At 67.7% G+C, this 11,832-nt stretch carries 12 protein-coding genes; 7 read left to right on the top strand and 5 right to left on the bottom strand.

Features of this window, described 5'->3' with window-relative positions; genetic code table 11:
• Positions 1–30 precede the first annotated feature (30 nt).
• From FHW79_RS01250 to FHW79_RS01235, 4 genes are all read left to right on the top strand, one after another.
• A complete protein-coding gene (locus FHW79_RS01250) occupies positions 31–945 on the top strand; it encodes a diguanylate cyclase (protein ID WP_183177308.1) in 915 nt (304 codons plus the stop codon).
• A 108-nt stretch (positions 946–1,053) separates the two neighbouring features.
• The gene (upp, locus tag FHW79_RS01245) at positions 1,054–1,704 is read left to right on the top strand and encodes a uracil phosphoribosyltransferase (protein ID WP_014239248.1); all 651 of its coding nucleotides are present in this window, start codon (positions 1,054–1,056) and stop codon (positions 1,702–1,704) included.
• Positions 1,705–1,834: 130 nt separating this feature from the next.
• Positions 1,835–3,559: an iron ABC transporter permease gene (locus FHW79_RS01240; protein WP_183177307.1), complete on the top strand. Its 1,725-nt coding sequence runs from the start codon at positions 1,835–1,837 to the stop codon at positions 3,557–3,559.
• Between the two features lie 104 nt (positions 3,560–3,663).
• Positions 3,664–4,512: a pirin family protein gene (locus tag FHW79_RS01235; RefSeq protein ID WP_183177306.1), complete on the top strand. Its 849-nt coding sequence runs from the start codon at positions 3,664–3,666 to the stop codon at positions 4,510–4,512.
• Positions 4,513–4,579: 67 nt separating this feature from the next.
• Here the strand turns inward: FHW79_RS01235 and FHW79_RS01230 are convergent, their stop codons facing one another.
• Positions 4,580–5,608 carry a Fe(3+) ABC transporter substrate-binding protein gene (locus FHW79_RS01230; protein ID WP_183177305.1) on the bottom strand — a complete coding sequence of 343 codons (1,029 nt, stop codon included), beginning with the start codon at positions 5,606–5,608 and terminating at the stop codon, positions 4,580–4,582.
• A 280-nt stretch (positions 5,609–5,888) separates the two neighbouring features.
• On the opposite strand from FHW79_RS01230, the gene FHW79_RS01225 reads away from it, so the two are divergent.
• On the top strand, positions 5,889–6,401 hold the full coding sequence (locus tag FHW79_RS01225; protein ID WP_094301712.1) for an invasion associated locus B family protein: 513 nt from the start codon (positions 5,889–5,891) through the stop codon (positions 6,399–6,401).
• A gap of 78 nt (positions 6,402–6,479) precedes the next feature.
• Here the strand turns inward: FHW79_RS01225 and cobT are convergent, their stop codons facing one another.
• The 4 genes from cobT to FHW79_RS01205 all read right to left on the bottom strand — a co-directional run bounded on the left by cobT (position 6,480) and on the right by FHW79_RS01205 (position 10,566).
• The gene (cobT, locus tag FHW79_RS01220; RefSeq protein WP_183177304.1) at positions 6,480–8,345 is read right to left on the bottom strand and encodes a cobaltochelatase subunit CobT; all 1,866 of its coding nucleotides are present in this window, start codon (positions 8,343–8,345) and stop codon (positions 6,480–6,482) included.
• 92 nt (positions 8,346–8,437) lie between these two features.
• Entirely contained in the window at positions 8,438–8,818 is a 381-nt protein-coding gene (locus FHW79_RS01215) for a GxxExxY protein (RefSeq protein ID WP_183177303.1), read from the bottom strand.
• A gap of 85 nt (positions 8,819–8,903) precedes the next feature.
• Positions 8,904–9,908: a cobaltochelatase subunit CobS gene (gene cobS / locus FHW79_RS01210; RefSeq protein ID WP_014239256.1), complete on the bottom strand. Its 1,005-nt coding sequence runs from the start codon at positions 9,906–9,908 to the stop codon at positions 8,904–8,906.
• Between the two features lie 73 nt (positions 9,909–9,981).
• Complete coding sequence (locus tag FHW79_RS01205) at positions 9,982–10,566, bottom strand: DnaJ domain-containing protein (protein WP_114860094.1); 585 nt, start codon at positions 10,564–10,566, stop codon at positions 9,982–9,984.
• 153 nt (positions 10,567–10,719) lie between these two features.
• Between FHW79_RS01205 and FHW79_RS01200 the strand changes: the two genes are divergently transcribed.
• Positions 10,720–10,992, top strand: coding sequence for a BolA family protein (locus FHW79_RS01200; protein ID WP_014239259.1), 273 nt, complete (start codon positions 10,720–10,722; stop codon positions 10,990–10,992).
• A gap of 311 nt (positions 10,993–11,303) precedes the next feature.
• Entirely contained in the window at positions 11,304–11,726 is a 423-nt protein-coding gene (locus FHW79_RS01195) for a ribbon-helix-helix domain-containing protein (RefSeq protein ID WP_247884110.1), read from the top strand.
• The last annotated feature ends 106 nt before the right edge of the window (positions 11,727–11,832 follow it).

The following is an 11,832-nucleotide window of genomic DNA, read 5'->3' as shown; positions in this document are numbered from 1 at the left end:
ATGTGTCCAAAGGGAAGCCCTGCAAGCCCGATGACCAACTCGTCCGACACACGCTCGCCATCCGACAGCCTCGGCCTCGTGCTCGACGAGCATTTGCGCTGGATCGGGCAGTGGCACCGCGCCGTCTTCTTCCGCGGCGGGCAGGGGGGCGAGCGGGTGTCGGCCCCGGCCTCCTTCGCGGCGTGGTGCGCGGCGGTCAACGCCGACGATCTGGCCCACCAGCCCGCCGTGGAGAAGCTGGTCACCCTGCACGAGCAGATGCACCGCAAGGCCAAGCTGCTTCTGTTGAAGGCGGCCGGCGGCGAGAGCCCGACCGAGGCCGACTATGAGGGGGTGATCGCCCGCTTCGAGGAGTTCGTCCTCCATCTGCGCCGCGTTGAGCGGGCCTTCGGGGCGGCGGCGAGCGGCCTGGACCCGCTGACCGGCCTGCGCACCCGCCGCGGCATGCAGGAGGCGCTGGAGCGCGAGCACAACCGCTTCCGCCGCAACGGCCCGGCCTTTTGCGTCGCCATCTGCGACATCGACCGCTTCAAGAACATCAACGACACCTACGGCCACGACATCGGCGACCGCGTCCTGGCCGCCGCCGCCGCCGCCATCAGCCGGGGCATCCGCAGCTTCGACGAGGCCTTCCGCATGGGCGGGGAGGAGTTCCTGATCTGTCTGAAGGAAACCGGCCTCGCCGAGGGCTTCCGGGTCATCGAGCGGCTGCGCGGCGAACTGGCGCGCACGCCGGTGGCGCTGCCGGACGGGCGGCGGATCGCGGTCACCGCCTCGTTCGGGCTGGTCGAGGCCGGGGAGGATCTGCCGGTGGAGGAGATGGTGGTCTGCGCCGACCGCGCCCTCTATCAGGCGAAGAACAGCGGGCGCAACCGCGTGGTCCGCTACGGGGTCGACCAGCCGGAGGTTGTGGCGGGGAGGGCGGCGCTTCCCAACCGCCGCTGATTTGCGCCCCTCGACCGGCGTATCCGGTCTCAACGCTTAAGGGCGGCTTGGCCGAAGCGGGTCCGCCGGGTTAGGATCGGGGTCTAGACAGGCCGCGGCACGAGATCCATGCGCACCCACACCGAATTTCCCAATCTGTTCATCCTCGACCACCCGCTGATCCAGCACAAGCTGACGCTGATGCGGGCCAAGGAACGCTCCACCGGCGGCTTCCGCACCCTGCTGCGCGAAATCTCGCTGCTGATGGGCTATGAGATCACCCGCGACCTGCCCCTGACGACCGAGCGGATCGACACGCCGCTCCAGCCCATGGACGCGCCGGTCATCGCCGGCAAGAAGCTGGCCATCGTGCCGGTTCTGCGCGCCGGCCTCGGCATGGCCCAGGGCCTGCACGAGCTGGTGCCGTCGGCGCGCGAGGGGCACATCGGCCTCTATCGGGATCACGACACCAAGATGCCGCACGAGTATCTGGTGAAGCTGCCCGAGGCGGAGGGCCGCCTGTTCATCGTCGTCGACCCGATGCTGGCGACCGGCAACTCCGCCGTCCACGCCTGCGACGTGCTGAACCGCCACGGCGTGGACGACGAGAACATCCGCTTCATGGCGCTGGTCGCCGCGCCCGAGGGCATGCGCGTCTTCGCCGCCGCCCACCCGCGCGTGAAGGTCTTCACCGCCTCGCTCGACAGCCATCTCGACGAGAACGCCTACATCGTCCCCGGCCTGGGCGACGCGGGCGACCGCATGTTCGGCACCAAGTAACCAAAACATCGGCCGCATCCCTGTCATACCGTCCGGGGAGAGGGATGCGGCATGTTGTCATTGCGAGTTATTCGCACAGTGTGAGACCATAGGGCTCCCGTTCGACACATCCCTATGGGCGTAACCGGCCTTGACGACGGACACCTTTCAAACCCCCGGCCCGACACCGGGCGGCCCGGTCCAGGCCGCCGGCTTCCATTCCTCCCTCTGGCAGCGCATCGGTTTCAGCGGTTGGACGCTGGCGACGCTGGTGATCGCGGTGCTGGTCGCCCTGCCGGTGCTGGCGGTGATGAGCCGCGTCTTCGTGCCGACGGACGGGGTGTGGCAGCATCTGGTCGACACGGTGCTGGCGGAGTATCTGCTGAACACCGTGCGCCTCGTCTTCGGGGTGGGGGTGGGCACTCTGGTGATCGGGGTGGGCACCGCCTGGCTGGTCACCATGTGCCGCTTTCCCGGCAGCCGTACGCTGGAGTGGGCGCTGCTGCTGCCGATGGCGGTGCCGGCCTACGTCATGGCGTACGTCTACACCGACCTGCTCCAGTTCGTCGGCCCGGTGCAGACCGCGCTGCGCGAGCTTTTCCACTGGTCGCGCCGGGATTACTGGTTTCCCGACATCCGTACGCTCGAAGGCGCCGCGCTGATGATGACGCTGGTGCTCTACCCGTACGTCTATCTGCTGTCGCGCGCCGCCTTCCTCGAACAGTCCGTCTGCGTGCTGGAGGTCAGTCGTACGCTCGGCCGCGGGCCGTGGCGCAGCTTCTTCACGGTGGCGCTGCCGCTGGCCCGCCCCAGCATCGTCGCCGGTCTGGCGCTGGTGCTGATGGAGGTGCTGGCCGATTTCGGCACGGTCCAGTACTTCGCGGTGAACACCTTCGTCACCGGCATCTACCGGACGTGGTTCGCCATGGGGCAGCCGGTCGCGGCGGCACAGCTGGCCGCCGTGCTGATGATGTTCGTTTTGGTGCTGGTGCTGATGGAGCGCTGGTCGCGCCGGCAGGCCCGCTACCACCACACCACCACGCGCTACCGCCGCCTGCCGAAGCACCGACTGACCGGCTGGCGCGCCGCCGCCGCCATGACCGCCTGCGGCTTGCCGCTGCTGCTCGGCTTCCTGCTGCCCGCCGGGCTGCTGGTGCGCATGGCGGTCACCGCCGGGGACCAAGCCTTCGGGCCGGTGTTCCTGACGCTGGCCCGCAACAGCTTCACGCTGGCCGCGCTGGCCGCCGTGCTGGCGGTGTCGCTGGCGCTGGTCCTGGCCTACGGGCAGCGGCTGCGCCCGACGCCGCTGCTGAAGGGCGCGGTGCGCGTCGCCGCCATGGGCTACGCCATTCCCGGCTCGGTGATCGCGGTCGGCGTGCTGATTCCCTTCGCCCATCTCGACAACGCCGTCGACGCCTTCATGCGCCAGACCTTCGGCGTGTCCACCGGCCTGCTGCTGAGCGGCACCATCGCGGCGGTGCTGTTCGCCTATCTGGTGCGGTTCCTGGCGGTGTCCTTCAACACGATCGAGGCCAGCCTGGGCAAGATCCGCCCGACGATGGACTTCGCCTCGCGCGTGCTCGGCCACACGGCGGGGCGGACGCTGATCCGGGTGCACGCGCCGATCATGTGGGGCAGCCTGCTGACCGCCGGCCTGCTGGTCTTCGTCGACGTGATGAAGGAACTGCCGGCGACGATGATCGTGCGGCCCTTCAACTTCGACACGCTGGCCGTGCGCGTCTACACGCTGGCCTCCGACGAGCGGCTGACCGAGGCCGCCACCGGGGCGCTGGCCATCGTCGCGGTGGGCATCGTGCCGGTGATCCTGCTCAGCCTGTCCATCAGCCGCTCCCGCCCCGGCCAGACCGACGAGTGAGGCTGTTGCCCACGCCGCAACAGTGTTGAGCGGCGGTGGGGCTTTATCCGGCGGCCTGGAAAGAATACCTCTCTCTCAGCGATTTTGCCTGAGGAGAGCGTCCGATGACCGCCGAAACCGTCCGCCCCGTCCTGACCGCCGTCGAAGGCATGGAGGCGTCCGACGGGGCCGGCGTGCGCATGACCCGCATGGTCGGCACGCCGCGCCTGCGCATGCTCGACCCCTTCCTGATGCTGGATTACTTCGGCTCCGACACGCCGCAGGACTATCTCGCCGGCTTCCCCGACCACCCGCACCGCGGTTTCGAGACGGTCACCTACATGCTGGCCGGCCGCATGCGCCATTGGGACAACCACGAGCATGAGGGCGTGATCGAGACCGGCGGCGTGCAGTGGATGACCGCCGGGCGCGGCGTGATCCATTCCGAGATGCCGGAGCAGACCGAAGGGTTGATGAAGGGCTTCCAGCTCTGGATCAACCTGCCGGCGCGTCTGAAGATGTCGGAGCCCGCCTACCAGGAGTTCGCCGCCGACCGCATCCCGGTCGAGACGCGGGAGGACGGGACCACGGTCACGGTGATCGCCGGCACCACCGGCAACGGCACCGCCGGCCCGGTGCGCAGCGGCCCGACCGAGGCCCGCTACTTCGACGTCCGCCTGCCGGCGAGTGCCACCTTCTCCGAGCCGGTGCCCGGCGGTCACGCGGCGGCGCTGGTGGTCTTCGAGGGATCGGTGGTGGCGCCCGGCAGTTCCGTCCGGCTGGGCGGCCCGCGGGTGCTGGTGCTGGGCGAGGGCGACCGGGCGGAGATCGCCGCCGGCCCGTCCGGGGCGCGCTTCCTGCTGCTCTCCGGCCGCCCGCTCGGCGAGCCGGTGGCCTGGGGCGGCCCCTTCGTCATGAACAGCCGCGAGGAGGTCATGCAGGCCTACCGCGACTATGAGGAAGGCAAGTTCTAAACCACAAAAACGAAAAGGGCGCGTCTCCACCGCTGGGACGCGCCCCTTCGCTACGCCGGATGGTGGCTTACTTCCAGCCGGCGCGATCCATGATCTTCAGAGCCTCGGCGTTGTTCTTGCCGTAGACGGCGGCGTTCAGCGGGTCTTCCTTGAACTTGCCCCAGGAGACCAGCACCGGCGCGGTCTCGGCACCGGCGACGATCGGATACTCGTAGTTCTTTTCCGTGAACATCTTCTGGGCTTCGGGGCTGACCAGATACTCCAGGAACTGGATGGCCTGCTCCTTGTTCGGCGCGTTCTTCATGACGCCGGCGCCGGAGACGTTCACATGGGTGCCGCGACCGTCCTGGTTGGGGAAGATCACGCCCAGCTTGTCCGCGATGGCCTTGTCCTCCGGCTTGGCAGAGGAGGCGATGCGGGCGAAGTAGTAGGTGTTGGTCACGGCCACGTCGCCTTCGTTGGCGGCCACGCCCTTGATCTGGTCGGTGTCGCCGCCCTGCGGCTTGCGCGCCATGTTGGCAACGACGCCCTTGGCCCACTCCTCGGTCGCCTTCTCGCCGTGGGCGGCGAGCAGCGAGCCGACGAGCGACTGGTTGTAGACGCTGGTCGAGGAGCGGACGAGGACGCGGTCCTTCCACTTCGGGTCGGCCAGCTCCTCGTAGGTCTTGATCTCGCCCGGCTTCACCGAGGCCTTGTTGTAGACCAGGATGCGGGCGCGCTTGGAGATGCCGAACCAATGGCCTTCCGGCTCGCGCAGGTGGGCCGGGATGGCCTCCTCCATGACCTTGGAGCGGGTCGGCTGGAGCAGGCCGGCCTCCTGGGCGCGCCACAGGCGGCCGGCGTCGACGGTGATGAACACGTCGGCGGGGCTGTTGCCGCCTTCGGTCTTCATCCGCTCGATCAGCTCCTCTTCCTTGCCCTCGATGACGTTGATCTTGATGCCGGTCTTCTTGGTGAAGGCGTCGTAGAGGTCCTTGTCCACATCGTAATGGCGCGCAGAGTAGACGTTCACCTCGGCGGCGCTGGCAAGACCCGTCATGGTCAGCAGCGTGGCGGCGAAGGTGGCGGCAAACACGCCGCGCGATCCGATGTGCATCCTCGTGACTCCCGAATTCTTGTCGGTTCACGCCCGCAATTGCGAAGCGTTCTCATGCGCCGACTTGACCATTCGGGGCGCGGGGTGTCAAGCGTGAACGATAACCATTCTCAATATTCGGAAAGGATGCGGAGCGGAACGATCATCCGGGATGAAGACGCCAACCAAAGGTGTAGATGCTTGTCCGTCTTCGGGGTATGCCTATAATCCGTTCGCGATGACCGCCGTCGGGCGGGTTCGTGAGCGGCTGATCGGGGCGACAAGATTGGGGAGCGTCAGGATGCGTTGGACAGGTCTCTTCGCTTTTGGTGCGGCGCTGCTGTCCGCGCTAGCCGCCACGCCGGCCTCTGCCGTCGATTTCTCCAAATCCGCCGCCGAGTACGGCCCGGAGGGCGCCTGGACCAGCCGCTGCGAGATCGACCGGATGACCGACACCAAGGTCTGCCGGCTGATGAACTACCGGCTGTTCGACGACGGCAAGGAGGTCGGCTTCGTGGCGCTGAGCGTCATCCCGACCGGCAACGACTATCACCTGTTCCTGACGACCAGCCAGGGCATGATCGACAATTGCGCCATCCGCGTCGACCGCCAGCCGCGCATCGAGACGCAGATCGCCACGCTGAACATGTGCATGTTCCCGAACTTCGTGTCGGGCCGCGTGGTCGACCAGTTCCGCAACGGCTCCACCGTGCTGGTCCGCGTGAACTTCCTGCGCGCCGGCAAGCGCGACATCGACTTCCCGCTGAACGGCTTCTCGCGCAACTTCGAAGAGATGCAGCGCAGCCTGCAGTGACCGGACGAACCGGACGGCATCAACAAAAACGGCGCGGAGTGATCCGCGCCGTTGTCGTTTCCGGTCCGGGGTCCGCCCTCAGCGCCAGCCGGAGCGGCCCCGGCGGTCGTCCTCGTCGAACAGCTCGGCCAGCTTGTTCATCATGGTGCCGCCCAGCTGCTCGGCGTCCACGATGGTGACGGCGCGGCGGTAGTAGCGGGTCACGTCGTGGCCGATGCCGATGGCCACCAGCTCCACCGGCGAGCGGGTCTCGATGTACTCGATCACCTGCCGCAGGTGCCGCTCCAGATAGTTGCCGGCGTTGACCGACAGGGTCGAATCGTCCACCGGCGCGCCGTCGGAGATCACCATCAGGATGCGCCTCTGCTCGGGCCGCCCGATCAGGCGGTTGTGCGCCCACATCAGCGCCTCGCCGTCGATGTTCTCCTTGAGGATGCCTTCGCGCAGCATCAGGCCGAGATTCTTGCGGGCGCGGCGCCAGGGCTGGTCGGCGTCCTTGTAGATGATGTGGCGCAGGTCGTTCAGGCGGCCCGGGTTGGCCGGCTTGCCCGAGGAGATCCACTGCTCGCGCGCCTGCCCGCCCTTCCAGGCGCGGGTGGTGAAGCCCAGCACCTCCACCTTCACCGCGCAGCGCTCCAGCGTGCGGGCGAGGATGTCGGCGCTCATCGCGGCGATGGAGATCGGACGCCCGCGCATCGAGCCGGAATTGTCGATCAGCAGCGACACCACCGTGTCGCGGAAGTCCATCTCCTTCTCCTTCTTGAAGGAGAGGGGAAGGACCGGGTTCACGACGATGCGGGCCAGACGGGCGGCGTCGAGGATGCCGTCGTCGAGGTCGAATTCCCACGACCGCTGCTGCTTGGCCAGGAGGCGGCGCTGCAGGCGGTTGGCCAGCTTGGAGATCACCCCCTGGAGATGGACGAGCTGCTGGTCCAGCATGTGGCGCAGCCGGGACAGCTCCTCCGGGTCGCACAGCTCGGCGGCGTCGACCACCTCGTCGAAGCGGGTGGTGAAGGGCTTGTAGGCGTTGGGGTCGGGCTCGTTGCGGCCGCGCGCCTCCGGGCGCCAGGGCTGGCCGGGACCGGCGGGCTCCTCCGCCCCCTCGCCCTGGCCCATCTCGGTGTCGCCCTCCTCGCCGGTGCCCTCGTCGGCCTGCTCGCCCTGGTCGGACTCCTGCGTCTCCTGCGAGGTCATCGATTCGGCCTGACTCTGGGTGTCGTCCTCTCCCTGGGTCTGGCCCTTGTTCGGCTCATTCTCGTTCTCGCCGGAGTCGCGCTCGTCCTCCTCCGGCTCCTGCGGCTCGTCGGGGTCGTTCCCGACCTCCATGTCCAGCTCGGTCAGCAGCTTGCGCACGGCGCGGGCGTAGGCGTCCTGATCGGCCATGTGACCGGCGAGGCCGTGCAGATCCTTGCCCAGCCGCTCCTCGATCCAGCCGCGCCACAGGCTGACGGCGTGCTCGGCGGCGGGGGGCGGGGCGGCGCCGGTCATCGCCTCGCGGGCGATCAGGCGCAGCACCTCGGGCAGGGGGACCTGCTCGCGCTCCTCCAGCCGCTCGAAACCCTGCTTGTGGTAGCGCTCGTCCAGCGCCGCCTCCAGGTTGGCGGCCACGCCGGGCATGTGGCTGGCGCCCAGCGCCTCGCAGCGGGCCTGCTCCAGCGCGTCGTAGGCGGCGCGGGCACTGTCGCCCAGCGGCATGCGCTGGAGATGGATGGCGTTGTCGTGGAAGCGCAGCCGCAGCGACACGGCGTCCGCCGCGCCGCGCAGCGTGGCGACGTCGTGCGGGTTCAGGTCGCGCGCCGGGGTGGGGATGCGCACGCGCAGGCCGGCGACGCCGGGCGGCTCGGTGGAGAAGCCCACCTGCACGTCGGCCCGGCGGGAGAGGGCCCGCACCGCGGCGGCGGTGGAGCGCTTGAAGGCCTCGACGGGGTTTTCACGGTCGGTCATGGCGGGCTGTCTTGGGTCTGCGTCCGGCGGTCGTCGGACAAGATTGACACGGATTTCACGGACGAAACACGGATTTCACGGATGTTCCCCGGTTACGGCAGGACACGGGAGAAGGTGAGGCTGGAGCCGCCGAAATTGAACAACAGGCCGACCTGCAATCCGCTGGCGCGAAGATAGTTGATGACCTGCCGTCTGTGCGGCTGCGCCAGCGCGTCGGCGACCTTCAGCTCGACGATGACGCGGCGCGCCACCACGATGTCGGCGACGTAGGTGCCGACGTTCGAGCCCTTGTAGCCGATCTGGAAGGGAACCTCCTGTTCCGCATCCGGGCCGCGCTCGCGAAGTTCACAGAGAAGGGCCTTCTTATAGACGGCCTCGACGAACCCTTGACCGAGCGTGTTGAAGACCTCGAAGGCGGCTCCAATGATGCGCTCGGTCAAGGCGTCCAGGTCGCGGTCGAGAGTGACCCTCATCCGTGAAATCCGTGCCCAGATCCGTGAAATCCGTGTTGTCCTGTTGCCAGGGAGGCTGCGGTCCCGAGGGACGAGGCGCCCCCCGTCACACCAGGTTCGCCTGCACCCCCGTCTCCGGCAGTTCGGTGCCGAAGCAGCGCTGGTAGTATTCGGCGACGGTCGGCCGCTCCACCTCGTCGCACTTGTTCAGGAAGGTGATCCGGAACGCGAAGGCGATGTCGTTGAAGATGTTGGCGTTCTGCGCCCAGGTGATGACCGTGCGCGGGCTCATCACGGTGGAGATGTCGCCGTTGATGAAGCCGGCGCGGGTCAGGTCGGCCAGGCGCACCATCGACGCCACGGTCTTGCGGCCGGCCTCGCTGTCGTATTCCGGCACCTTGGAGGCGACGATCTTCACCTCGGCGTCCACCGGCAGGTAGTTCAGCGTCGCCACGATGTTCCAGCGGTCCATCTGGCCCTGGTTGATCTGCTGCGTGCCGTGGTAGAGGCCGGTGGTGTCGCCCAGCCCGACGGTGTTCGCCGTGGCGAACAGGCGGAAGGCCGGGTGCGGGCGGATGACGCGGTTCTGGTCGAGCAGGGTCAGCTTGCCTTCCACCTCCAGCACGCGCTGGATCACGAACATCACGTCGGGACGGCCCGCGTCATACTCGTCGAAGACCAATGCGCAGGCATGCTGGAGCGCCCAGGGCAGGATGCCTTCGCGGTATTCCGTCACCTGGACGCCGTCGCGCAGGACGATGGCGTCCTTGCCCATCAGGTCGATGCGGCTGATGTGGCTGTCCAGGTTGATGCGGATGCAGGGCCAGTTCAGGCGCGCGGCCACCTGTTCGATGTGGGTGGACTTGCCGGTCCCGTGATAGCCCTGGACCATGACGCGACGGTTGTAGGCGAAGCCAGCCAGGATCGCGAGCGTCGTGTCGCGGTCGAAGCGGTAGGCTTCGTCGATGTCCGGCACATGCTCCGTGCGCTGGCTGAAGGCCGGCACCTGCATGTCGCTGTCGATGCCGAACACTTGACGCACCGACAGGGTGATGTCGGGAACGTGATCGAACAGGGCCGAGCTGGCCTGGGTGGCTCCTTGAGAAGGCATGGGAGGTTCTTATCGTTCCAACGTGTCTGTTGTCGGGGCCGCCCGGCCAATCTGGTCCGGCCAACCGTCGGGGTTACGCACCATAGCAGGCTTTCAGCGTGTTGTAGGCCTGATTGATCTCCTTCAACTTTTCTTCGGCCGCCTTGTCCCCGCCGTTGGCGTCGGGATGGTGGATTTTCACCAGCTCGCGGTAGCGCGCCTTGATGCGCGGGAAATCCACCGGCGGGGCGAGGTCGAGGACGACCAGAGCCTCCTCCTCCGCGCTGCGGGCGGCCTGCCGGCGCTGCTTGGTCTCCTCGGACTGGTCCTTGCCGGCCTCGCGCCCGAACTCGAAGCTGAAGCCGTGCATCGCGCGGTCGCGCAGGAATTTCTCCTGCACCCCCCAAAAGCCGAGCGGCCAGCTCGGGCGCTGCCACGTGGTGTCGCGGCGGACCTCGGCCTCGATCTGCTCGGGCTTCATGCCGGCGTAATAGTCCCAGGCGCGGTTGTATTCGCGCACATGGTCCAGGCAGAACCAGTAGTAGTCGTTGAGCTGCCGGCGGCTCTTCGGCGCCCGGTACGCGCCCTCGCCCGCACAGCCCGGATGATCGCAGGCGCGCACGGCGGTGCGCGGCTGGTCGTAGCGGCTGAAGTCGTAGCGGGTGCGTGGCTTGCTCATGTGCGAAGTATGGGAAGAGGCACCCATTCTGGCAAGCGCACGCAAGGGGACGGTGCCGGACTGCGGAAAATGGCCGGTCTGCGGCATTGGCGTCTTGACGGGAGCGGCACCGCGCCGTCACCTCAATGGCAAACCCGACCCAGTGAGGATTCCATGGAATACGCCACCCGCATGCGCCGGAAACTGACCGACGCGCTCGCCCCCGAGCGGCTCGACATCCAGGACGATTCCGGCCGGCACGCCGGTCACGGCGGCGCCCACCCGGAAGGCGAGACGCATTTCCACGTCACCATCGTCTCCGCCGCCTTCGCCGGAAAGTCGCGCGTGGAACGCCAGCGGCTGGTCTATGGCCTGCTGGCCCAAGAAATGGCGGAGCGCGTTCACGCCCTCGGCCTGACCACGCTGACGCCCGAAGAGGCTCGCTGACAGAAACGCTGACAAGAACGTCCGGCCGCCGCCCGTGCAGCAAGGGAAAAGTGCCACCTGAAAATGCATACATACGCATGCAACTACTAGAGGTTCTTTTCCGTCTTCAAACATAATTGGAGTGCTGCCGTGGTTGCAATTCTCGCTGTATTTAGTAGAGTGCGGCACATGCAACCAATCAATGCGCCGTGGGCGATGCACTTTTCGCGCGTCGTCCGGCGGGTTCGTGGAGAGGGCGGCGTATGGCGAAGCGCGGGCCGAAGAAACGGTTAACAGTGAATCCCAACGCGTGTGTGGAACCGCTGAAGAGCATGAACATCATGATTGCCGGGCGCCGCACGAGCATGCGTCTGGAGCCGACCATGTGGGACGCTCTGGAGGACATTGCCCGCCGCGAGGGCCTGACGGTCAACGGCCTCTGCACCCTGATCAAGGACCGGCTGGACGAGCAGATCCGGCGGCGCGGCCCGGGCGCGGACAACGCGGAGGTCACCCTGACCTCGGCGGTCCGGGTCTTCATTGCGGCCTATTTTCGCCGGGCCTGCACCGAGGATGGCCATGTCCAGGCCGGGCATGGCGGAGGCGATCCCTTCGTGGGCACGCCGTTCGACCTCCCGCCGCTGGACGAACTCGACCGGGCGGAGAGCGGGGCCGGAACCACGGCGGCAGCCCTGCCGCCGGCGGCGAAGCCGATCGGATCCAGCGAGAGCCTGCGGTCCGCGTTGGACGCGTGATGGCCTGACCGTCCCGATTCGGGAAAAGAGAAGGGGCGCGTCCATCGGGCGCGCCCCTTGTCATTGCTTCGAAATCATTGCTTCGAAGTGTTCATCCCGGGTGCCG

It is taken from the genome of Azospirillum sp. OGB3, from assembly GCF_014192915.1.
Classification (GTDB): Bacteria; Pseudomonadota; Alphaproteobacteria; order Azospirillales; family Azospirillaceae; genus Azospirillum.
Note: the sequence above shows the minus strand (reverse complement) of the source record. Positions and strands in the feature narration are given on the sequence as shown.